Raw genomic sequence first — 22,589 nt, 5'->3', positions numbered from 1 at the left:
ACCATGATCAGTTTCAAGAAAAGCCTGTTGTGCGGGGCGGTCATCGCTTCTTTGGGCTGGGGCGCCAGCTTTGCCGTCCTCGCTGACACCCTGACCTTTGCTGGTTGGGGCGGAGCCTTGCAGGACGCCGAGCGCAAAGCCTACCTCGAACCCGCCGCCAAGGCCTTGGGCGTGACTATCCGCGAAGACAACATGGATGGCCTCGCGGCGGTGCGTGCCCAGGTGATGTCAGGCAAGCCCAAATGGGACGTGGTGGAACTGGGCAGCACCGAGAGCGCCCAGGCTCAGCTGGAGGGGCTGGCCGAGCCGCTGGATTACAGCGTGATTGATGCCACCCATGTCGATAAGTCCGTGGTCAGCAGCCACTGGATTGCCAGCCATGCCTACGCCACCGTGGTGGCCTGGGCTGAAGACACCGGCGCGCCGGTAGCGAAAAACTGGCAACAGTTCTTCGACCCGCAGTTCAAGGGGGCAAGGGCCTTGTACCGCCAGCCGTGGCTGACCATGGAAGCGGCCTTGTTGGGCGACGGGGTTGCGCCCAAGGACTTGTACCCGCTGGACGTGGAACGGGCGATCAAGGTGCTCAACCGGATCAAGCCGCAGGTGGTTAACTGGTGGAGCGCGGGCGCGGATTCGGCGCAGTTGTTGCGCAGCCGTGAAGTCGATTTTCTGGCTATCTGGAATGGCCGGGTCAACGAGGTCAAGGCCAGCGGTGAGAAGGTCAACTACAGCTTCGATGGCGCGCTGTTGAGCCATGACTGCCTGATCATCCCCAAAGGCGCGGCGAACAAGGCGCAGGCCATGAAACTCATCGCCCACATCATGCAGCCCGAAAGCCAGGCCACGCTGGCCACGTTGATTCCGTACTCCCCGGTCAATAGCAAGGCGTATGACTTGCCGATCATTACTGACGAACTGGCCGCGCGGTTGCCGACCTCGCCTCAGAACATCGACAAAGTGGTCACCGTGTCGCCCGAATGGTGGGTTAAGAACCAGGCGGCGGTTCGCCAGCGGTTCGCCCTGTTCCTCGCCAACTAAGCAGTGGGGTGGGACGCCGCTGGCGTCCCGTCTACGAAACAAGGGCGCCTGACGTCCGTATGTGCCGAGTGTGAATATGTCCGAAGAACACAAACTTTCGATGTCGATCGATATCGAAAAGCTGACCAAGACCTATGACAGTTTTGCCGCGCTGGATGATGTTTCGCTATCGATCAAAAGCGGTGAGTTTCTGTCGTTGCTGGGCTCCTCCGGCTCTGGCAAGACCACGCTGCTGATGGCCTTGGCCGGGTTCGTTCGCCCGGATGCAGGGAGTATCCGTTTTGGCGGGCGCGAGATGATCTTCGAGCCACCGCACAAGCGTGATGTGGGCATGATGTTCCAAAGCTACGCGTTGTTTCCGCACATGAACGTGTTTCAAAACGTCGCCTACCCGCTGAAGTTGCGCGGTTACAAACGTGCCGACATCCGTCAGCGGGTCGAGCAGGCGTTGGCCACTGTGGAGCTGGACCACTTGATCGAGCGCGGCATTACCGAAATGTCGGGCGGCCAGCGCCAACGCATCGCGCTGGCCCGGGCGATTGTTTTCGAGCCAAAAATCCTGCTGATGGACGAGCCGCTGTCGGCCCTGGACAAACGCCTGCGCGAAACCATGCAACTGGAGCTGCGCCGTCTGCACGAGCGCCTGGGCATGACCGTGGTGTACGTTACCCATGACCAGCGTGAAGCGCTGACCATGTCTGACCGGATCGCGGTCATGAGTAAAGGGCGGATCCGCCAGATCGACACTCCGGTCAATCTCTATGAGCGCCCGGCCAACCGCTTTATTGCGGAGTTTGTCGGGGAGTCGTCGTGTTTGCCGATCACCTTGCAGGGCGGCCAGGCACTGTTTCAGGGCCGGGCTTTGCGCGGCGCCAACGCTGCCGGTGGTTTAAAGAACCCGAGCCTGGTGGTGCGTCCGGAAAAACTGCAGTTCGTCCCGGCCGAGGCCAGCGATTACAACCTGTTGCGCGGTCATGTGGCCGACGTGATTTTCCAGGGTGAAAGCCAGTTGGTGCAGATTGATCTGGGGGAGGGCATGTCGGTGGCGATTCGTCGGCCCACCAACAGTTCCGAAGGCAACCGCCTGCCAGCCCGCGGCGATGCCGTGGTGCTGGGCCTGCACGTACAGGACACGCTGCTGGTTGGAGATGATCAATGAGCAGCGACCTTTTCGATGCGCTCAACGCGCGCGACCTGCGCAAGGCGCAAAGACGTGAGCGCTGGTACTTGTTCGGCTCCGGGCTGCCGGCCTTGCTTTTGGTGCTGCTGACGTTTGTGCTGCCGATTGGCTGGCTGTTCTGGCTGTCACTGTTCAATGCCGACGGGCAATTATCCATAGAGAACTACACCCGGCTGCTGGAACCGATCTATGTGCTGACGTTTGTGCAGACCTTCAAGACCGGGATCATTGTGACCATCGCCTGCGTGCTGATCGGTTATCCCTACGCGTACTTCATGATCAAGGGGCCGCGCTGGCTGGCTAATGTGGCCATGGCGCTGTTGCTGGTGTCGCTGTGGACGTCGTTGCTGGTGCGCACCTATGCCTGGCTGATCATTTTGCAGCGGCGCGGCATCGCCAATGACTTATTGATGAGCCTGGGCATTACCGATGCGCCGCTGCCGCTGGTGTACAACCTGACCGGCACGGTGATTGGCATGGTCCACATCATGTTGCCGTTCATGATTTTGCCGCTGTATGCCGCCATGAAAAGCATCGATCCGATCTACAGCCAGGCCGCCGCCGCGTTTGGCGCGTCACCGTCGCGGGCCTTCCGTGATGTGTTTCTGCCGCTGTCGGGGCCGGGGCTGGCCGCCGGTGCCACTTTGGTGTTTGTGATCACCCTGGGGTTCTACGTCACACCGGCGTTGTTGGGTGGCGGCAAGGTGCAGATGATCTCGATGCGGATCGAAAGTGACGTCTCCATGTACGCCAACTGGGGTGCGGCGTCGTCCCTGGGTGTGGTGCTGCTGTTGGCCACGTTGCTGATCCTGTTCATTGTCAAAAAGAGCGCGGGCCTCGGCCGGCGCAGCGAGTGAAATCATGGTCCGACTAAAACAAAACCTGATGGCAGCGGTGCGCGGCTCCTGGCTCTATGTACTGGTGTTGGCGACCATGATTTTCCTGGTGCTGCCCACCTTGATCGTGATCCCGATGTCGTTCTCGGATGCGCGCTACCTGAGCTTTCCGCCCAAGTCGTTCAGCATTGAGCCGTTCTTCAAGTATTTCGCTTCGCTGGAATGGCGCAGCGCAACCCAGGTCTCGCTGATTACGGCATCACTGGTGATGGTGCTGGCGACCACCTTGGGCACCGCGGCGGCGTATTCGCTGCACGTGACCCAGTCGAAAGTCTCGGGGGTGCTGCGTGGCTTGTTGATGGCGCCGATGATTGTGCCGACCATTTTCATCGCCATTGGCCTGTTCTTTGTCTATGCCAAGTTTGACCTGAACAACACCATTCCCGGCCTGGTGCTGGGGCATACATTGCTGGCGCTGCCTTACGTGGTGATCAACGTCAGCGCCGGGTTGCGCAGCTACGACATGACCCAAGAACAGGCCGCCTGCATTCTCGGCGCTACCCGGCTACGGGCGTTCTTTGACGTGACGTTGCCGCAAATCCGCTTTTCCGTGATTGCCGCTGCGATGTTTGCCTTTGCCATTTCCCTGGACGAAGCGGTGATCTCGCTGTTTATCAGTGGCGGCGACACGTCGACCTTGACCAAGCGGATGTTCAGTTCGCTGCGTTCCGAGATCGATCCCTTGATCGCGGTGGTGGCGACCTTGATGACATTCTTGTCGATCATCATGCTGTGCATCAGCATCATGGCCAAGCGCAAGGCCGGGAGGGCCGTTGAATGAGTGAGGTCAATCTGCGCCTGCGCCATGCCAGCAGCGAGTGTGTCGAGTTCTTCTGGAATGGCCGTTCCCTGCAAGGGCGCAAGGGCGAGAGCCTGGCGGCTGCGCTGCTGGCTAACGGTGTTCAGACACTCGCCTGGACGCGTAAATCCCATCGGCCGCTGGGTTACTCGGGCAGCTACGTGGCCGGGGTGCTGGCCAGGGTCGACGGGGTACCCAATGTGCGGCTGGATCTGCTGGCGGTCACTGCCGGGGTGCAGGTTGAGATGCAAAATTGCTGGCCGGGCCCGGCGTTCGACGTGCTGCGCCTGTCAAGGCTGATTCCTGACCGTTGGCTTCAGGGCGGCTTTGAGCACACCAATCTGGTGCCCAGCGGTTCGCCGCTGTTTCAGCGCTGGGAAGCGCTCTTGGCGTTCCTCGCCGGAGTCGCCAAACCGGCCGAGCGAACAGCTGAAGTGGCTGTGCCCCAAGGCCAGTATGTGAGCAGTGACGTTTTGGTCATCGGTGGCGGGCCTGCGGGCTGTGCCGCCGCCAATGAAGCGGCACGGGCCGGGCGCAGCGTGGTGTTGGTGACCCGTGCCCATCAACTAGGCCGTTATGCGCAAAGCGCCGGGCAGCCAATACCGCAACTGGATGAGCGAGTGCAACGAGTGACCGGGGTTGAGGTGTTTGGGGCTTACCGGGAAGGGCAATTGTTACTCGGTGCGCCCCACGACCCGGCGCAAGGCGCCTTGGCCTTCGAAGCCGATGACGTGGTACTGGCCACCGGGCGGCGTGCTTGCCCGCCGGTGATCCCCAATATGTGGCTGCCCGGCGTCATGGATGCGCGCACCGCGTTGATCATGGCCCACGAACAGGCAGTGGCACCCGGTGCGCGTGTAGTGGTGGTCGGTAATGGCGATCAAACCGCCCATGCCAATCGTTTGCGTGAGCTGGGGGTCAATGTGGTGGCGGTCAAAGCCATTAGCGAATTGCGCCGTGTGCTGGGGCGCAACGCGGTGTCGGCGGCACTGTTCGAGCAACCGGTCGCCTGCGACGCGCTGGTCCACGCCGGGCCGTGGCTGGTTGATGCCAGCCTGACGTTCCAGAGCCGCGCCGAAGGGCTGCTGCAATTGCGTGAGCAGCGCCAAAGCCGCCTGCGCACGGTTGGCTCGGCGGCTGAACCTGATCAACCGCTGCCGGTGGCAGCAAGTACGCGCTACAAGGCGTTGTTGTGTCCGTGTTTTGATGTGTCCTGCCACGAGGTCGAGGCCTTGATCGAGCAGGGCATCACCGACCTTGAGGTGATCAAACGCCTGACCTCCTGCGGCATGGGGCCGTGTCAGGGCCAACCTTGCTGGGACTTGCTGCGCGCTCTGGTCAGCGCCCGCAGCGGGATCCCGTTGCACACCTTGCCAAGGCCGACCCTGCGCCCGCCACGGCGTGCCCTGAGTGTCGCGCAAGCGGCCGGTCTGGCCGATGTTGTGGAGCCTCTGCAATGACCCCTACTCACCCTTTGCCTGCACAGGCGTCGATCATCATTGTTGGCGCAGGGATCCAGGGCCTGTCGCTGGCCTTCAATCTGGCTGAACTGGGCGTGCGCGATGTGCTCGTGCTTGACGCCGGTTATTGGCAGGGCGGCGCCTCGGGTCGCAACGGGACGTTGATTCGCGGGGCGTTCAGTTCACCGGAATGGACGCGCTTCTTCGCCCATTCGTGTCACTTGTGGCAAGGCTTGTCCAAGCGCCTGGGCGAGAACGTCATGTACTCGCGCCGTGGCTACAGCATGATCGGCGAGCGCAGCAGCACGGCCGCCATGCTTGACCGCACCCTTGAGGTGCACAAAGCCTGCGGCATCAACTCAAGTCTGTTGAACGCTGCGCAACTGCGTGAAGTGCTGCCGGCGCTGGCACACCAGCGGGTCAGCGCGGCATTGCACCTGCCCGACAGCGGGGTCGCGCCGCACCATGCCGCCATGTACGCCTATCGCCAGGCCTGCGAGGCGCGTGGCGTGAGCATTCGTTACCGCACCGAGGTCAGCGCCATCGACCGCAGCGCCGGGCGGGTGACCGGCGTTCGTGTGGGTGAACAGCGCATTGCCACCGACACCCTGGTGCTGGCTGGCGGTGCCGAAAGCAACCGGTTGGCGCAATTGGCCGGGGTGCCGCTGGACGGCTACCCGATGCGCCTGGAAGCCATGGCGCTGGAGCCGATGCGGCCCTTGATAGGCCCTGCCGTGGCATTGCTGGACCGGCTTTGTTACATGCACCAGACCGCACGCGGCGAAGTGGTGGGCGGCGCAGAAGTTGCCGAACGCCCGCAAAACACCTTGAATGCCGACGTGCCGGTGATGGCCGCGACTGCCAAAGCGTATCTGGAGATGTTTCCTCAACTGGGGCATGCCCGTATCTTGCGGCAATGGGCCGGGCTGGTGCATATATCCAAAGATTTTGGCCCGCTACTGGGCGCGCACAATGCCTTGCCGGGTTTGTTTATCAGCGCTGGCTGGTGCTACGGTCACGCCGGCGCACCGGCCGCCGGTGAATTTCTGGCCAAGGCCATCGTCAAGGGCGTGGTGGATGAGCGTATGCGCCCGTTTGCCGTCGACCGTTTTGAGCGTAACCAAGCCGTGGTAGAGCCCGGTATTGTATTGAGTCATTTTGAATAACCAACCGTGCTTGAGCCCCAAGCCGGCTCTCGAATTTACGCACCGTGATCGACATGCCTCGCGGCACACAAGGAAACAACCATGAGTTCTCTGGAAGACTCGCCACTCTTCATTACCGCCTTGTCCAAAGGTCTGTCTTTGCTGACCGCCTTTCGCGCCGGGCGCCCCAGCATGAGCCTGATTGAACTGGCAGAAGCGACCGGGCTGAACAAAAGCGCCGTGCAGCGTTCGGCGTTCACCCTTGAGGCGCTGGGCTATCTGTACAAGGACCCGGTCACCAAGCGCTTTCGCCTGGCCCCCAAATCCCTTGACCTGGGCACCGGCTACCTGCAAACCAGTGAGCTGATCGAACGCGCCAACCCGTACCTGCATGAGCTCAACCGGGATGTCGAAGAGAGCTGCAACCTGCTCGAACCCTGCGGCCTGGACATGCTCTATGTGGCGCGTTTTCCCAGCCACAAACAGATTGCCATTCACATCCCGCTGGGTCGCCACCTGCCCATGTACTGCACCTCGGCAGGCCGGGCTTATCTGGCGGCGCTGCCGGAGCATGAGGCTGACGCGATCCTGGTCGCCTCCGAACGCAAGGGCTACACCCCCAACACTGTCACCGACCTTGATCAACTGCGCGCCATCGTCGCCGAGGCCCGTCACGACGGCTACGCCTACGCCCTCGAAGAGTATTACGCCGGGGATATCAGCGTGGCCGCGGCGGTGGTCAATGCCGATGGTTACCCGCTGGGGGCCGTGAACATTTCGGTGCCGTTCAGCCGCTGGAACCTGGACGACGCCCGAAAACAACTGGCCCCCAAAGTGATCAACACCGCCCGGTCCATCGCCAGCGCGACACGCAGTTTGCGCCCGGCGGGCTAACCCCCAGGGCAATCCTTTTACCTGACACGCACTGCTGCGGGCCTGGCCCGCGGTATAGGTGCCGCTTTGCCCGGCCTCAGGGCCCAACTACAAGGAGACAGCGATGAGTCAAACCATGAAGGCTGCCGTACTGCACGCCGTGGGTGAGCCACTGCGGATCGAACAGGTGACAATCCCGACCCCGGGGCCCGGTGAAATCCTGATTCGCATCGTTGCCTGTGGCGTCTGCCACAGCGACCTGCATGCCATGGACGGTGACTGGTCGGATTTGCCCACCTTGCCGCTGGTCCCGGGCCATGAAATCACCGGCCATGTCGCCGCCCACGGCGCCGGCGTGACTGAGCCCGCCATCGGCACAGCGGTCGGCATGCCCTGGATGTACAGCGCCTGCGGTACCTGCGAGTTTTGCCTGGGCGGCATGGAAACCATCTGTGAGCAGCGGGAATCCACGGGCTACAGCAAGCAGGGCGGATATGCCGAATACATGATTGCCCCGGCGGCATTCGTCGCCAGCATCCCCTCCGGTGCCGACCTGTACGCCCTGGCGCCGATTCTGTGCGCGGGTGTCACCACTTATCGCGGCCTGATGCGCTCGCGGGCCCGGCCGGGGCAATGGGTGGCTGTCATGGGCATCGGTGGCCTGGGCCACGTTGCTGTGCAGTACGCCATCGCCATGGGCTTGCGTGTGGCGGCCATTGATGTGTCGGCCGACAAGCTCGAACTGGCCCGCAGTTATGGCGCCGAGTGCCTGATCAATGCCCTCGACAACCCGGTGGCAACACTTAAGTAACAGATCCCCGGTGGCGTGCACGCGGTATTGGTGACCGCCACGGCCAATGCCGCTTTTGAGCAGTCGATCAAGATGCTGCGCCCCGGTGGTACAGCGGTGTTTATCGGCTTGCCTGGGGGCGATGCCGACACGGTTCGCGCTTCCATTTCCAGCATCAGCGGCTGGGAGCTGTCGATCACCGGCTCCAATATCGGCACCCGCCAGGACCTTAACGAGGCGGTGGCGTTTGCCGCCCGTGGCCAGGTCAAGGCACAGATCAGCCTTGAGCGCCTGGAAGACATCAACGACATCTTTGAACGCATGCGCCGGGGCCAACTGGTCGGGCGCACGGTCCTGAAAATCGCCTGACCTGAACCTTTAATCCTCAACAGGAGTTAGCACCCATGACCATTACTCGCCTGCAACCCAATCCGGGCCTGCTCAGCCATGCGCTGGTGCACAACGGTATTGTCTACATCACCGGCCAGGTCCCGGCCGACCGCACTCAAGACGTCGCCGGGCAGACCGCGCAGGTTCTGGCGCGGATCGACGCCTTGCTCGCCGAAGCCGGCTCGGACAAGTCACACATTCTGTTCGCACAGATCTGGCTCAAGCATGCGGTTCAGGATTTTGCTGCCATGAATGCCGTCTGGCGTGAGTGGATTCCGCAGGATGCATTACCGGCACGCGCCACAGTCGAGGCCAATATGGCTGCCGACAACATTTTGGTTGAAATCGCCTTGCAGGCAGCCGTCAAGGCCTGAGCCATTTAATACGGCCGGGCAAGGGCTGCTTGCCCGGCATGGGAGAGTCGTAATGGGCAGTATCGTTCCTCATTTGATCAACGGTGTGCGGGTCCAGGGCACTGGCCGCACCGCCGACGTTTACAACCCGTCCACGGGCGCGGTGAGCAAGCAAGTGGCCCTGGCCGACGCGGCAACCTTGCAGCAGGCCATCGAGGCCGCCAAGGCGGCGTTTCCGGCCTGGCGCAACACGCCACCGGCCAAACGCGCGCAGGTGATGTACCGCTTCAAGCAGTTGCTTGAGGAACACGAAGCGGCGATTGCCCTGATGATCAGCGAAGAGCACGGCAAAACCCTCGAAGACGCGGCGGGTGAACTCAAACGCGGGATTGAAAACGTCGAATTCGCCTGTGGCGCGCCGCAACTGCTAAAGGGCGATTACAGCCGCAACGTTGGCCCTGGCATCGATGCCTGGAGCGACCTGCAACCGCTTGGGGTGGTGGCGGGCATTACGCCGTTCAACTTCCCGGCCATGGTGCCGTTGTGGATGTACCCGCTGGCGATCGTCTGCGGGAACTGCTTCATCCTCAAACCCTCGGAGCGCGATCCGAGTTCGACCTTGTATATCGCTGAATTGCTGATTCAGGCGGGCTTGCCCAACGGCGTGTTGAGCGTGGTGCATGGCGACAAGGAAGCGGTAGATGGCCTGATCGAGTCTGTGCATGTCAAAGCCCTGAGTTTTGTCGGTTCCACGCCGATTGCGCAATACATCTACAGCGAGGGTACCCAGCGCGGCAAACGCGTCCAGGCATTGGGCGGGGCAAAAAACCATTGCGTGGTGATGCCCGACGCGGATCTGGACAATACCGTCGGCGCCTTGATGGGCGCAGCCTATGGCTCTTGCGGTGAGCGCTGCATGGCCCTGTCGGTGGCGGTGTGTGTGGGCGACGCAGTTGCCGATGCGCTGGTAGCAAAACTGCTGCCTCAGATCCGTGGACTGAAAATTGGTGCGGGCACTTCCAGCGGCCTCGACATGGGGCCGTTGGTCACCGCTGCGGCGCGGGACAAGGTCAAGGGCTACATTGATGCGGGCGTTGCCCAAGGTGCTGAGCTGGTGGTGGATGGCCGTGACTTGCAGGTGCAAGGGCACGAAAACGGCTTCTTTGTCGGCGGTACGCTGTTCGACCGGGTGACCGCGCAGATGAGCATCTATACCGATGAAATCTTCGGCCCGGTATTGTGTATCGTCCGCGTGGGCAGCCTCGAAGCCGCCATGCAACTGATCAATGAACACGAATACGGTAACGGCACGTGCATCTTCACCCGCGACGGTGAAGCGGCCCGGTTGTTCTGCGATGAAATCGAAGTGGGCATGGTCGGGGTTAACGTCCCGCTGCCCGTGCCAGTGAGCTACCACAGCTTTGGCGGCTGGAAGCGCTCACTGTTTGGCGATCTGCACGCCTATGGCCCGGACGGGGTACGTTTCTATACCCGGAAAAAAGCCATTACCCAACGTTGGCCGCGCCGTGCCAGCCACGAAGCGGCGCAGTTTGCCTTCCCCAGTAACCATTGAGCCGAGTGAACACAATGAACAATGCACTGAAGTTTTATATCGAGGGCCAATGGCTTGAGGCCGAGTCTGGAGAGACGCTTGAGGTGGTTGATCCCTCAACCGAACAGGCCTTTATCAAGATCGCCGTGGGCAATGCCGAGGATGTGAACAAAGCTGTGGCAGCGGCCCGCAAGGCTTTCCCGGCGTTTTCGGTGAGCAACGTTGGTGAGCGTTTGGCACTGCTGGAAGAGATTTTGCGGGTCTACAACCTGCGCTATGACGACCTGGTCCAGGCCGTCAGCCAGGAAATGGGCGCGCCGCTGCATTTTGCCCGCGACGCGCAGGTCTGGAGCGGTCGTGCGCACCTTGAGTCGACCATCAGCGCGCTGAAGTCGTTCACGTTCAGCGAACAGCACGGCACCACCCGTGTGGTGCGTGAAGCCATCGGCGTGTGTGCGCTGATCACGCCGTGGAACTGGCCGCTCAACCAAATCGTCTGCAAAGTCGCTCCGGCCATTGCCGCGGGCTGCACCGTGGTGCTCAAACCGAGTGAAATCGCACCGTTGACCGGCATCATCTTTGCCGAAATTTTGCATGAGGCGGGCGTGCCGGCCGGGGTATTCAACCTGGTCAATGGCACCGGGCCGGATGTCGGCCAACCCATGAGCAGCCATCCGCAGGTCGACATGGTTTCGTTCACCGGCTCTACGCGTGCAGGCATCATGGTCGCCAAGTCGGCAGCCGATACGGTCAAGCGTGTGGCTCAGGAACTGGGCGGCAAGTCGGCGAATATCCTGCTGGAAGACGCTGACTTTGAGGTCGCTGTTGCCAAGGGCGTGCAGGGCTGTTTCTCCAACTCGGGGCAATCGTGCGACGCGCCGACGCGCATGCTGGTCCCGGCGGCGCAGCATGCCCAGGCGTTGGAAATTGCCAAACGTACAGCGCAGCAACTGGTCACCGGCAGTCCGCGTGATGCCAACACCAACCTGGGCCCGGTGATCAGCGCGGCGCAGTTCGACAAGATTCAGGGTTTGATCCAGGCCGGGATCGAGGAGGGCGCCACTCTGGTGGCCGGTGGCCTGGGCCGCCCGGAAGGGTTGGACAAGGGCTATTACGTGCGTCCCACAATTTTCGGTAACGTACAGCCGAGCATGACCATCGCCCGCGAAGAGATATTCGGGCCGGTGCTGTCGATTCTGCCTTACGACAGCGAAGAGCAAGCCATCGAAATCGCCAACGATACCGTTTACGGCCTGGCCGCCTATGTGCAATCCACCCATCTAGAACACGCCCGCGCCGTGGCCGGGCGCATGCGTGCAGGTTCGGTGTACCTGAACTACCCGGACTGGGACACCTTTGCGCCGTTTGGTGGCTACAAACAGTCGGGTAATGGCCGCGAATATGCGGGCTGGGGCATCCACGACTTCCTGGAAATCAAGGGCGTGGTGGGCTGGGGCAACTAAGCACTTGGCTTAACCCGGTGGGAGCGGGCTTGCCCGCATCGCGAGCAAGCCCGCTCCCACATCAAGGTGCCACTTGATACATGGACAGGAACTGATGCTATTCATGCCTTGCTGGTTCATGGCGTGCCATTTCTTCCGTGCAGGAGGTAGCCTGATCGCTGACTCAAACGTTCGTAATAGTCGCTGACGGCCGGGAAGTCCGGGTGTGCAAGCGGCGTTTCGAACCAACGATTAACCGACAGGCCGATGGGGATGTCTGCAAGGGAAAATTCGTTGCCTGCAACGTAGGCCCCGGTTGATGCAAGCTGCCTGTTGAGAATCTCCATGTGCCTGGACCAGTCATTGCACGCGGCAGCCAGCGCCTGGCTGTCCTGATGCTCTGGCGAATGCCTGACCAGCGACATAAAGGCATAACTCCACGACTTGTTGAGATCCGACGCTTGCCAATCGATCCATTGGTCCACGCGGGCTCTGGCTTTCGCTTCGTGGGGGTAAAGGTTGCTGGCGTTGGAGCGGGCAGCCAGGTAGCGAATGATCGAGTTTGATTCCCACAGAATGAAATCGTCATCCTGAATGACCGGCACCATGGCATTGGGATTCAGTGCCAAAAACTCAGCGGTGCGCGTCGATTTGTAGCCAGTCCCCCAATCCTCCCGTTCAAAGGGTATTTCCATCTCGGCGCAGGCCCAGAGTACTTTGCGTACATTGATCGATGATGCCCTACCCATTATGCGTATCATTCCAGGCCCTTCTCGTTGGAGGCTATTGGTGTCGACACTTCGGTATATTCCACATTGGCCCGATTGCTTCAAGCCAAATCACTGTGGTTGGTGGGATTGATACGAAACCCGGGCTCCCTCTTTTCAAACATAAAATAAATGATTGATTCCTAAGGCCCTGTAGGAGCGAGCTTGCTCGCGATCTTTTGAACTTGATCTGGCTTGTGACCTTGATCTAAGAGGCCCCGTTAAACCACGCTGGCCGATCGCAGGTGTTGCGCAGTTGCTAAGCCGCAGCAATGGATATGTACCCAAGAATACCGAGGTGGATGGTTTCACGGCTGCACGCAGCCGATCGCAGCCTTCGTACCTCGTCAGCGACTACAGTGTCCTGTTTGCTGCGCGACAGCGCGGCGTCGTAGACGGGGCGGCAACTCCTATCAAACACAAAATAAGTGATTGATTAAAAGGTCCTGTAGGAGCGAGCTTGCTCGCGATCTTTTGATCTTTGCCGCCAGACTCTACGGCTGCCGCGCAGCCGGACGTAGCCTCGCAAGACTCGTCAACTGCTACAAGAACCAGGCAACCCTGTGGCTGTTGATCCAAGGAACAATTCCCACGGTATTTAGAAGCTGTACTTTGCCGTGATGCTGAAGTTACGCGGGTCGCCGTAAACGTCGTAGGGGCTCCAGGTGCTGTTGCTGGCGATACCCTGGTAGTACTTTTTGTCGAACAGGTTGTTGATGTTCAAGCGGGTATCCAGGTGCTGGTTCACCTTGTAGCCCGCCATCAGCCCAACCAATGCATAGGTTCTTTGCTCGATGTGATATTGGCCGAACGTTGAGTTGCTGCCTTTGTTGAAAATGCTGCTCTGGCTATACAGGTTGGCCCCGACGCGCCATTGGTTGAGCTCACCCGGCAGGGTGTAAACCGTATTGAGCTTGAACAGGTGGCGCGGCACGTCGGTATCGAACAGTCGGCCTTCCTTGTTGTGATCAGCATCCTTGCGGTACTTGGCTTGGGCAAAGGTGTAGCCTGCGCCGATTTGCCAGTCCGGGGTCAAGGCGCCGATCAACTCCAGGTCAATGCCCTGGCTGCGGACTTTGCCTGCGGCTTCGTAGCAATACACGCCGTCATCGCTGCGGGCGCATTGGGACTGGTTGTCGAGCAAGGCCGCCCGGTTCTCCTGATCAATCTGGAAGAAGGCCGCGCTGACGTTCAGAGCACCATCGAAGTATTCGCCCTTGATCCCGATTTCGTAGTTCTTGCCAACGATAGGCTTGATGACAGAGTTGTCATTGGCCACTTCGCTTTGCGGCATGAAGATGTCGGTGTAGCTGGCGTAGACCGAATGGTTGGCGTCCAGTTCATAGATCACTCCGGCATAGCGGGTCAGGTTGCGCGTGACCTTGTAATTGCTGTTGGTGTAGTAATCGTCGTTCAACTGATCGTAGATCGACGTGGTGTCGTACCAGTCCAGACGAGCGCCGAGGATCACTTTTAACGGGTCGCTGATACTCCAGCGGGTGGTCACGTAGAGGCCTTCCTGGTCGATGTTTTCGCTCAGGTTGTAACTGTCAGGCACATAGGGTTTGGGCACGCTGTGGGGGTCGAAGTTGATGATGTCGGCCACCGGAATAAACATATTTCCGCCCTTGCCGGAGGTCTTCAGCTGGCGCTTGCTGGCACCGATTACCAGTTCGTGCTGGCGGTCAAACAGGTTGAAAGGCCCGCTGACATAGGCGTCGTAGGTGGACTGGTCGTAGTTGCGCTTCTGGTTGAAGACCCGCTGTTGGTAGGTGGCGTAATGCTCCAGCACAGCGCCGGTCAGCTTGAAGTCCGACCAGTTTTTAGAGGCCGAGACATGGCCGCGCCAGTCATTGGCGAAGCGATGGTCCAGCTCGGCAAACACGGTCTTGTTGTCAATGTCCTGGTGGCTCCAGGTGTAACCGAAGGTCTTGGAGCGGGAGAAGTTGACGTGGCTGCCGTCCGGGTTGACCGGCAAGCCGCCCCAGTTGATGTTGTTGTTATCGTTTTGATCCGAGGCCCCGACGGTCAGGGTGGTGGAGTCGTTCAGATCGAACTCGCTGATGCCGTAAAACACCCCGCGCTCACGTCCGGCATAGTCCTGGAAACCGTCCTTGTCCTGGTAGGCACCGACAAAGCGTCCGCGCAGGCTGCCCGAGTCGTTCAATGGGCCCGATACGTCCAGTTCGGAACGGTAGTTGTCCCAGCTTCCGGCCCCTGCGCTAATGCTGCCTTGAAAGTCATGGGTTGGGCGTTTGCGCACCATGTTGATGGCGGCAGACGGGTTGCCGGCGCCTTGCATCAAGCCGGTGGCGCCACGCACGATTTCTACGCGGTCGTACGGCGCCATGTCTGCAGCGGCTACCCAGTCGGCGTTGTAGGTGGTGGGCAAGCCATCGAACATCAGGTTGGTTATGGGAAAGCCCCGGGAAAAATATTCGCTGTTGGCGGGACGTGCAGCCGCCATGCGCAAGCCCGGAGTGGCTTGCACCACGTCATCCAGATTGCGCATGTCTTGGTCGTCCATGCGCTGGCGGGTGATGACGGTGACCGCTTGCGGGGTCTCGCGCTGGCTCATCGACAGTTTGGTCGCTGTCTGCATGGCACCGGTGGCGTAGGATCCGGTGTTCTCTGTGGTGCTGCCCAATGCCGAAGCGTTGATACTGGTGGCGCCAAGCTCCAGCGCACCGGCGACCTGCGGCACCAGCAAATAGGCGCCATTGGCCTGCTGCACGGCGGAGTAACCGCTGCCTGCCAGAATGTGTGCCAGCCCTTCGGCCACGCTGTACTGACCCTTAAGGCCCTGGCTGGTTTTGCCTGCGGTCAGGCTGGCATTGGTCGACAGGGCAATGGCGGCTTGGCGGCCAAACTGGCCGAGCGCTTGATCCAGAGGGCCGGGATTGACTGAAAACTGAATCTGCCGATCCGCTGCCTGTGCCTGAACCTGGGGCACCAGCAAGCCTTCGGTAACGACCAGTCCGCCGAGCAGCAGCATGCTGACGGCTGATACACAGCTGCGTTTACGTACAGGCGATCGAGGGATAGAGCGGTCTTTCATGGCGGGTTTCCGACGTCAGGAGAGGGGGCTGCCCGCTATCGCAATCAGCGGGATTTGCCCATAAGCCAAATGAGAATCAAAAACCTGCCGATTTTTTTGATTTATTTTGAAGACGTGCTCAGCGAGAGGTGAGGGTTGTCCAATAACGGGTCCGACGCTGCACTGTCACCGGCAAACTTTGCTCCAACATCGAGAAGATTTGTTCGGGGTCTTGCAACGGGTACGACCCTGTCAGCCGCAGGTCCGCGACAGCGGGATCGCAGCGCAACAGGCCGGGCACATGGCGCGACAGTTCCTGTATGAAGTCCCCCAGGCGCATGCGCTCGGCGACAATAAAACCGTCGATCCAGGCTGTATCGGCGAGATTGGCGGGTTGTGCAGGGTACACCTGGCTACTGCTGATCCAGGCTTGTGTGTGGGCTTGCACCACCCGTGAGTCGCCACCGCTCTTCAGGCTGGCAGCCACTTTGCCGCTACTGACCGCCAACAGGGTGCCGCGCCCATCCTCCTCGCGACGCACGCTGAAACGCGTACCCAGCGGTTGCAAGCGCGCCTCGGCGGTATAGACCAGCAGCGGTCGCCCGCCAGGGTCGATGGCGGTAAGTACATCTATTTCACCCTGACGCAAGGTCAGACGCCGTACCTGAGCGTCGTAGTGCACATCCAGCAGGGTGCGCGTGTTAAGCCAGATCTGCGTACCGTCTGCCAACGTGTAGTGGCTGCGTTCGCCGGTGCCGGTGTGATAATCGGCAAGCGTGCTTTGCAGCCAGAAGCTGTCACTGGCTTGCCAGGTAGTGCCGCCCAGAAGCCCGGCACCGAGTAGAATCTTGAGCACTTGGCGACGGTCGCGTTCCTGTGCAGGGGTGTTCTTTAAGGTCTGCCGGGCCAAGGGATTGGCCAGTTGGCTGGAACGACACTGCAACTGCTGGCGAATGCTGTTGAAGCGTTGCCATGCTTGCTCGTGTTGCACATGTGCATTGCGCCATTGTTGGAGCGCCAACGCTTGCGCCGAATTCATTTCGCCCGATTGCGCCAGGGTAAACCATGCCAGGGCCTGGTCACGGATGGCTTCGGGCAGAGGCGTGGACGGGTTTTCAGGTACTGACACGCGACTCACTCGAACTGGCTGGCGTAGCACATGGCGAATGCTTTGCTCATGGACTTTTGGACTTTATCGACACTCATCCCCAGTTGGCTGCCGATCTGTTTGTAGGTCAGGCCGTCCAGTTGCGAGAGCAAGAAAATTTCTCGCATGGACGGCGGCATCCCGTTGAGCAATTCATCGATCTCTACCAGGGTTTCAATCAGCAGGGATTTGTCTTCCGGGGACATTTGCAGTGCTTGTGGCTGCTCGGCCAACGCTTGCAGGTAAGCGCGCTCCACCGCCTGACGGCGCCAGCGATTGATCAGCAGGCTATTGGCAATTGTCGCCAGATAGGCCAAGGGCTGGCGCAAGTCATCGACCGGGCGCCGCGACCGCATGATGCGTACAAACGTATCCTGCGTCAGGTCATCGGCATCGGCGTTTTCCTGCAAGCGTTTGCGCAACCAGTTCTTCAGCCAACCACTGTGTTGCAGGTAGAGGTGCTCGACATCCTGTTCGAAACTGCGGTGGTTGGTCATGATGATGAAAATCAGTTAGTGATTGATAAGTATTCTCAACTTTAGCGTGGGCGCTGGAGGGATGCAATCTGCCAGTACCGGGCCCAGTGTGTTCACAGGGATGGCAGGAGAGTGAATAACCCGCTGTTTAGTGCGTAGCATCCTTGGTATCGAGCAACAAATCATGGGTTGCCCGATTGAAACGCTCGATAAGGAAGTCCAGCAATACCCGCACCCGAGGGCTTCGGTAGCGGTTACTGTGTAAAACGGCATAGACACCTGCTTCGCGGATGCAAAAGTCCGGGAGCACGACTTTCAGTCGGCCTGCCCGTATATCCGTGGCGGCATCCCAGATGGTTTTTCGGGCGATGCCGTGACCAGCCAATGCCCACTCCCTGGCCAGCGCACCGTCGTTGGTTTCCCAGGCCTCGTTCATAGGGACGACGTGATCCCACGGCTGCCCTTCAACCACAAAGTGGAAGGTATTCAGGGGCCCGGCCGACGTGACCAGGACGATAAACGTGTGTCTGGCGAGATCAGCAGGGGTTTCAGGCTCACCATGGCGTGCCAGGTATTCAGGTGACGCACACAGTACCCGCCAGTTGGGAGCCAGTTGGCGGGCGATCAGCGAGCTGTCTTGGGGCAGGCCAAAACGGATGGCTAGGTCGAGATCGTCCTGCAGCAGATTTGACACCGAATCCGACAAGCTCAGCGCGATTTTCAAGTCCGGGTATAAGGCGCTGAAGTCTTGCAGCCAGTCGTTGAACAGATTGCGGCCAAAATCGGCCGAGGCGGATATCCGCACTTTGCCACGTACTTTTTCACCGCTGGCTTGAAGCCCGGCTTCGGCTTCATCAATTGCGCGCAAGGCGACCCAGCATTGTTGTAAGTAAAAGCGGCCTTCTTCGGTCAGGCGTAACTGGCGCGTGGTGCGATCAAACAAACGGGTGCGCAGCGTCGCCTCCAGTTTGATCAGTCGTGCGCTGGCCGCCGCGGGCGACAAGCCCAGTTTGCGACCCGCAGCCGACAAACTGCCAAGCGCTGCCGCCTCGACAAATAAACGCATATCACCCAAGCGGTCAGTGGCCATATTCAATCTGGATTTGAAGGTTCATCAAATGCTAGGCCAATTATCAAGGATCTGGCAATTGCGCAGACTTAGGCCTTCTATCGCTACTGAGCACAGGCCATGACCGCTGAAACACTTTCTTCTTTATCGAGACCCCAAGAGCGTCTTCCGTTGGCGGCGCTATTGGCGCTGACCATGGCCAGCTTTATCGCCACCGCAAATGAAACCGTACCCGCCGGGCTTTTGCCGCAAATTGCCGAAACGTTTGGTGTGTCGCAAGCCTGGACTGGCCAACTGGTGACCCTGTGCGCGCTGGGTTCAGGGTTGGCGGCTATTCCTCTGACCTTGGCGCTGCAAGGTTGGCGCCGGCGCGTATTGCTGATGCTGGCGGCAGGGGTGTTTTGTGTCGGCAATGCCGTGACCGCGTTCTCACCGTGGTTTTGCCTGACCTTGGCTGCGCGCCTTTTTGTCGGGATAGCAACCGGTCTGGCCTGGAGCCTGCTGGCAGGCTACGCCAGACGCATGGTTGCTCCTGAACTGCAAGGCCGCGCCATGGCGATTGCGATGCTGGGTATACCTTTAGCGCTGGCTTTGGGCGTACCGCTTGGGGCCTGGCTGGGTGTGTTATTGGGCTGGCGCTGGGTATTTGCAGCGCTTTCAGGGCTTAGTCTGCTGGTTATGCTGTGGATCCATCAGCAAATCCCTGATTATCCCGGGCTGCGTTCCGCTGGGCGTTTGCCGTTGCGCAACGTGCTGCAAACGCCCGGTGTACGACCTGTGCTGGTAGTGGTCATGCTCTGGATTCTGGCCCATTACACGCTTTACACGTATATCGCCGCGTTTATGGCGTCTGTTGGATTGGCCCTGCAGGTCGATCGGGGCCTGCTGGCATTTGGGATCGCCGCGATGATTGGGTTGTGGGGCACCGGCGTTTTAATCGACGGCAGGCTCAAGCGTTTGATCCTGATCAACCTGACCACCTTTGTACTGATAGCGCTTGCTTTGGGTGTGGGGCGCTTGAATGACAGTGCACTGTATTTCTGTCTTGTACTGTGGGGGCTGAGTTTTGGCGGAGCGCCGACGTTGCTGCAAACAGCATTGGCCGAGGTGGCGGGTGAGGGCGCTGACATCGCTCAATCAATGCTGGTGACGGTCTTTAATCTGGCGTTTGCAGGCAGTGGCGTACTCGGCGCAGCTGTGCTGACAGGCTGGGGGCCGCAAGCCATACCGTGGCTGGTGCTGGGGTTGTTACTGCCAGCGCTGTTTATCGCGTGGGCAGTTAAGCACCAGCAAATCAGGCGTTAGGCCTGGTACGAAAGGCAGGCTGGCAAACACCCCGTGGCAGAGGCCAATACTGGCCTCTGCCACGGATTAGCGTAATGCACGTCGGGAAGCGTTCGGCAGCATGCCCCGTTTGACTATTCGCCAGGCACTGTGCGCTGCACGCGAAACAGGATTACGCATGCCCTGCTTTACGGTCCACTCGAATTCCTTCGCTATGCGCAATCTTTTCTGTATTGCGGGATCAGGTTTGACATGTATAGCAATGACGTCGATATCCACCCCTTTGAAGGCATCACGAACTACTTGCCTGTCGATCGCCGTTGGCAGCAGACCGAATGCATCCATGAATCTTTGGGTAGAGCGGCCATTACCTGCACTGTTGAGGAAATTCACAAGCATTCCTTCGTTCTTATCGGTAGCGCTTAACGCCTCTTTATTGATGACTTCCCAGCGCACAATGACTTTCGGTAATACACCGTAGAAATTGTTCTGCTTTGAAACCAGTTCATATTGATGCCACGTCACATCAGTTGCGTACGGTCCATCGCCGGGTGCACGGAAGTTTTCGATCATTTTCCAACGCCCCGGTAAATACTCGTTTTTGAAACGGTAACTTTCGGATATGGAAGAGTCCGAGTAGGTCGATCTAATCGTATTTATGCCAGATGCCTTATGAGTCAGGTCAGTCTCAACAGCCGTTCGGCGAGCCGCCGACTCTTGTTCAGTCACGTCCCGACGCCAGAATGTTTTCAGATCTTGTTGATCGCCCGGAAAGTGTGCGCTGGGGGAATTGTCTGAGTAGTTATCATCATTCTCTTCAGGCTGTCTGCCATCGCCATCGTAAAAGCGCACTGGGTTATTCCTGACCATTCGAAACAGGTTCAACCCATCCACATCCCCCGCCGGGTCCGGATTTATCCAGCGCTGTAACCACGGTGCGTAATAACGGAAGCCGTAGTAATACAACCCGGTTGCATCCCGTTCTTTACCCGAATAACGAATCACTTTGTAGCGGGCTTCCAGTGCACTTTTAGCCGCCCACCAGGCCGTCCCGCCGTAGGGGTAGTAACTTTCCTGGCTTAAGACTTCTCCGCTTTGATCCAGCTCCAGCGTGCTGCTGCCCAAGTGGTCGTTCACGCTGTAACGGTGTTGATGCTGGCCATTTTCCCGGTTCAACAAACGCACGGCATTACGCCCCGCTTGGGCAAGCACCACGTGCAATTGCTCGCCTGTCGTTCGGCTGCGAATCTCCAGCCCCGGCAAGTAGCGCACTTCGCTGATATGCTCGCCACCCCGGGTTTTGGCGCGGCGCACTTTACGCACGCGCTGGCCGCCGCCGTCATAGACGTAGGTTTCTGTGTCGTCGTCCTGGCCATCTGGATCTTCGCGCTGCACCTGCGTTACGAGCTGCAACTGATTGCGGCTGTCCCACTGCATGACCTGGCCCGGTGCCAGGGCCTGTTTATTGCCGTTGGCATCAAACGCCTTGGCAAAATCTATCGGCGAACCGTCCTTGAACAGGCTGCGGTTGCTGAGTGCGTCGACGACCATTTCGCGGGTATAGCTGTTGCCAGCCCCGGCAGCGTGCTTGAGCCGGGTCAGGTTGCCGCCGCTGTCGTAGCTGTAGGTCTGGCTGTAAGTGCGCCAACGGCTGTCATCTACCGGGCCGAAGATCTCCAGCCGCGGCAGGCTCGGGCCGATGGTTTGGCTGGCGTTTTCGCGACCGGTAGCGCTGATCAATTGATAGAGCGTGTCATAGGTGAAGGTACTGACTGCCTGAATTCGCTGTCTGGCAAACCATTGCACCGGCTGGGCAAGGTCTTCGATACGGGTGATGTTGCCTACCGGATCGTATTGGTAGTGCAGGTCCTGTAGCGTTTTACCGTCTGACCTTTTGGCCTTCAGACTGGACAGCAGGCCGTCCCGCGCCGAGTAATAGGCCGTGGTCGTCACATCGTTGCCTGCCTGCTCAATTTCTACCTGGCCCAAGGCGTTGTAGGTCGTGATTTTGAGCAAGGCAACGTTGTTCAGCCAGGACGCAAAAGGTTGCCCGGCCACATCAAATTCAAAACGCTGCACATGCCCAAGCGCGTCGGTCTGCTCGATAACAGCACCCAGCGCATCGTGTCGCCAGCGTGTGGTGTAAACCGCGTCTTCAAGATCGGCTTCAGATGCGGGCCACTGGGGCGGCGTCAGTGCGGTGCAGAATTGCCGCGCCTCGCTCAGCGGCTGCCCGGTGAGGGCAAATGCGTCATGCCACAGACTGCCCGCCTGATCATCGTGGCGGAGCAATTGCCCGCAGCGGTTGTGGTGGGCGTCTTCTTCGTCGGCACCCGCGTAGGTAAAACGCTCCACGCACAGCGGCGGCTCGTGTTCGAACACATTCACTGGCCGCATCAGTTCATCGTAGGTAAAGCGCCGATGGGTGTCGCGTCCGTCCCAGCTATCACGCAACTGCCCGGCAGCGTCATGACAGGCAAGCCGCCAGCCGGCATCCACGCTCGTGGTCAGCAGCACTTGGCCGCTGAGGCTATAGCGCGTGGACTGGTTTGCAAGATCGCTCAGCACAAATAAACGCGGGTCCCATTGCTGGCACAGGTGCCCGTTGGCATTGAATACCTGACGCTGGACCCGCTCAGCAATGGGCTCCTCAACTTCCTGTCGATGGTGAGCAATGCTGCGTACAACCAAACCACGTGGATCGGTGACAGTCAGCAAAGGCGTGTGCTGATGCAGGGAGCTTGGCATAAGCAATTCTCAACGTATCAGCCACGGACTCAGTTGTAGAAGCCGCTTGAATTTAAACGGTAGCAGGCGGTTATGGAATGAGCCAATTCACCTGGAACGCCGGGCTGAGAAAGGAAGACATCTGGATCAATTTGATCGATGTC

Annotated in this window: 17 protein-coding genes and 1 pseudogene; 12 read left to right on the top strand and 6 right to left on the bottom strand. The window is 59.7% G+C overall.

Annotation, left to right across the window (positions count from 1 at the left end; genetic code table 11):
- Positions 1-3: 3 nt before the first annotated feature.
- From GHO25_RS01515 to GHO25_RS01465, 11 genes and pseudogenes are all read left to right on the top strand, one after another.
- Entirely contained in the window at positions 4-1,038 is a 1,035-nt protein-coding gene (locus GHO25_RS01515; RefSeq protein WP_256677134.1) for a polyamine ABC transporter substrate-binding protein, read from the top strand.
- Between the two features lie 76 nt (positions 1,039-1,114).
- On the top strand, positions 1,115-2,197 hold the full coding sequence (locus GHO25_RS01510) for an ABC transporter ATP-binding protein (protein WP_048371979.1): 1,083 nt from the start codon (positions 1,115-1,117) through the stop codon (positions 2,195-2,197).
- Entirely contained in the window at positions 2,194-3,075 is an 882-nt protein-coding gene (locus GHO25_RS01505; protein WP_048371981.1) for an ABC transporter permease, read from the top strand. Before GHO25_RS01510 ends, GHO25_RS01505 begins: the two co-directional genes overlap by 4 nt.
- Before the next feature lie 4 nt (positions 3,076-3,079).
- A complete protein-coding gene (locus GHO25_RS01500) occupies positions 3,080-3,895 on the top strand; it encodes an ABC transporter permease (RefSeq protein ID WP_048371983.1) in 816 nt (271 codons plus the stop codon).
- Positions 3,892-5,373 carry an FAD-dependent oxidoreductase gene (locus GHO25_RS01495; RefSeq protein ID WP_153389677.1) on the top strand — a complete coding sequence of 494 codons (1,482 nt, stop codon included), beginning with the start codon at positions 3,892-3,894 and terminating at the stop codon, positions 5,371-5,373. The genes GHO25_RS01500 and GHO25_RS01495 overlap by 4 nt, the downstream gene beginning before the upstream one ends.
- Positions 5,370-6,539 (top strand): FAD-binding oxidoreductase, encoded by a 1,170-nt coding sequence (locus GHO25_RS01490; RefSeq protein WP_153389676.1) that lies wholly within the window; start codon positions 5,370-5,372, stop codon positions 6,537-6,539. The genes GHO25_RS01495 and GHO25_RS01490 overlap by 4 nt, the downstream gene beginning before the upstream one ends.
- A gap of 81 nt (positions 6,540-6,620) precedes the next feature.
- Positions 6,621-7,412, top strand: a complete 792-nt coding sequence (locus tag GHO25_RS01485) for an IclR family transcriptional regulator (RefSeq protein WP_048371989.1) — start codon at positions 6,621-6,623, stop codon at positions 7,410-7,412.
- A 103-nt stretch (positions 7,413-7,515) separates the two neighbouring features.
- A pseudogene (locus GHO25_RS01480) lies at positions 7,516-8,550 on the top strand (zinc-dependent alcohol dehydrogenase).
- Positions 8,551-8,585: 35 nt separating this feature from the next.
- On the top strand, positions 8,586-8,945 hold the full coding sequence (locus GHO25_RS01475; protein ID WP_048371995.1) for a RidA family protein: 360 nt from the start codon (positions 8,586-8,588) through the stop codon (positions 8,943-8,945).
- 52 nt (positions 8,946-8,997) lie between these two features.
- On the top strand, positions 8,998-10,497 hold the full coding sequence (locus GHO25_RS01470) for a CoA-acylating methylmalonate-semialdehyde dehydrogenase (RefSeq protein WP_123749276.1): 1,500 nt from the start codon (positions 8,998-9,000) through the stop codon (positions 10,495-10,497).
- A gap of 14 nt (positions 10,498-10,511) precedes the next feature.
- A complete protein-coding gene (locus GHO25_RS01465; RefSeq protein ID WP_153389675.1) occupies positions 10,512-11,939 on the top strand; it encodes an aldehyde dehydrogenase family protein in 1,428 nt (475 codons plus the stop codon).
- 116 nt (positions 11,940-12,055) lie between these two features.
- Here GHO25_RS01465 and GHO25_RS01460 read toward each other — a convergent pair whose 3' ends face one another.
- From GHO25_RS01460 to GHO25_RS01440, 5 genes are all read right to left on the bottom strand, one after another.
- A complete protein-coding gene (locus tag GHO25_RS01460; protein WP_153389674.1) occupies positions 12,056-12,679 on the bottom strand; it encodes a glutathione S-transferase family protein in 624 nt (207 codons plus the stop codon).
- 604 nt (positions 12,680-13,283) lie between these two features.
- Positions 13,284-15,680 carry a TonB-dependent siderophore receptor gene (locus tag GHO25_RS01455; protein ID WP_372240916.1) on the bottom strand — a complete coding sequence of 799 codons (2,397 nt, stop codon included), beginning with the start codon at positions 15,678-15,680 and terminating at the stop codon, positions 13,284-13,286.
- Between the two features lie 181 nt (positions 15,681-15,861).
- A complete protein-coding gene (locus tag GHO25_RS01450; protein ID WP_372240913.1) occupies positions 15,862-16,851 on the bottom strand; it encodes a FecR domain-containing protein in 990 nt (329 codons plus the stop codon).
- Between the two features lie 5 nt (positions 16,852-16,856).
- Positions 16,857-17,366, bottom strand: coding sequence for a sigma-70 family RNA polymerase sigma factor (locus GHO25_RS01445; RefSeq protein WP_153389672.1), 510 nt, complete (start codon positions 17,364-17,366; stop codon positions 16,857-16,859).
- Positions 17,367-17,493: 127 nt separating this feature from the next.
- A complete protein-coding gene (locus GHO25_RS01440; RefSeq protein ID WP_153389671.1) occupies positions 17,494-18,435 on the bottom strand; it encodes a LysR family transcriptional regulator in 942 nt (313 codons plus the stop codon).
- A gap of 99 nt (positions 18,436-18,534) precedes the next feature.
- Here GHO25_RS01440 and GHO25_RS01435 point away from each other — a divergent pair, with 99 nt between their 5' ends.
- Positions 18,535-19,719: an MFS transporter gene (locus tag GHO25_RS01435; protein ID WP_153389670.1), complete on the top strand. Its 1,185-nt coding sequence runs from the start codon at positions 18,535-18,537 to the stop codon at positions 19,717-19,719.
- Positions 19,720-19,785: 66 nt separating this feature from the next.
- On the opposite strand, the gene GHO25_RS01430 is transcribed toward GHO25_RS01435, so the two are convergent.
- The gene (locus GHO25_RS01430; protein ID WP_153389669.1) at positions 19,786-22,446 is read right to left on the bottom strand and encodes an RHS repeat domain-containing protein; all 2,661 of its coding nucleotides are present in this window, start codon (positions 22,444-22,446) and stop codon (positions 19,786-19,788) included.
- Positions 22,447-22,589 lie beyond the last annotated feature (143 nt).

Source organism: Pseudomonas sp. FSL R10-1350 (assembly GCF_009600525.1).
GTDB classification, from domain to species: domain Bacteria; phylum Pseudomonadota; class Gammaproteobacteria; order Pseudomonadales; family Pseudomonadaceae; genus Aquipseudomonas; species Aquipseudomonas helleri.
Note: the sequence above shows the minus strand (reverse complement) of the source record. Positions and strands in the feature narration are given on the sequence as shown.

Coding starts and splice junctions, on each gene's coding strand:
- GHO25_RS01455 (WP_372240916.1), bottom strand. CDS start 15,680: ATGCTGCTGCTCGGCGGACTGGTCGTTACCGAAGGCTTGCTGGTGCCC.
- GHO25_RS01510 (WP_048371979.1), top strand. CDS start 1,115: ATGTCCGAAGAACACAAACTTTCGATGTCGATCGATATCGAAAAGCTG.
- GHO25_RS01465 (WP_153389675.1), top strand. CDS start 10,512: ATGAACAATGCACTGAAGTTTTATATCGAGGGCCAATGGCTTGAGGCC.
- GHO25_RS01490 (WP_153389676.1), top strand. CDS start 5,370: ATGACCCCTACTCACCCTTTGCCTGCACAGGCGTCGATCATCATTGTT.
- GHO25_RS01495 (WP_153389677.1), top strand. CDS start 3,892: ATGAGTGAGGTCAATCTGCGCCTGCGCCATGCCAGCAGCGAGTGTGTC.
- GHO25_RS01435 (WP_153389670.1), top strand. CDS start 18,535: ATGACCGCTGAAACACTTTCTTCTTTATCGAGACCCCAAGAGCGTCTT.
- GHO25_RS01440 (WP_153389671.1), bottom strand. CDS start 18,435: ATGGCCACTGACCGCTTGGGTGATATGCGTTTATTTGTCGAGGCGGCA.
- GHO25_RS01460 (WP_153389674.1), bottom strand. CDS start 12,679: ATGATACGCATAATGGGTAGGGCATCATCGATCAATGTACGCAAAGTA.
- GHO25_RS01505 (WP_048371981.1), top strand. CDS start 2,194: ATGAGCAGCGACCTTTTCGATGCGCTCAACGCGCGCGACCTGCGCAAG.
- GHO25_RS01430 (WP_153389669.1), bottom strand. CDS start 22,446: ATGCCAAGCTCCCTGCATCAGCACACGCCTTTGCTGACTGTCACCGAT.
- GHO25_RS01445 (WP_153389672.1), bottom strand. CDS start 17,366: ATGACCAACCACCGCAGTTTCGAACAGGATGTCGAGCACCTCTACCTG.
- GHO25_RS01515 (WP_256677134.1), top strand. CDS start 4: ATGATCAGTTTCAAGAAAAGCCTGTTGTGCGGGGCGGTCATCGCTTCT.
- GHO25_RS01475 (WP_048371995.1), top strand. CDS start 8,586: ATGACCATTACTCGCCTGCAACCCAATCCGGGCCTGCTCAGCCATGCG.
- GHO25_RS01470 (WP_123749276.1), top strand. CDS start 8,998: ATGGGCAGTATCGTTCCTCATTTGATCAACGGTGTGCGGGTCCAGGGC.
- GHO25_RS01500 (WP_048371983.1), top strand. CDS start 3,080: ATGGTCCGACTAAAACAAAACCTGATGGCAGCGGTGCGCGGCTCCTGG.
- GHO25_RS01485 (WP_048371989.1), top strand. CDS start 6,621: ATGAGTTCTCTGGAAGACTCGCCACTCTTCATTACCGCCTTGTCCAAA.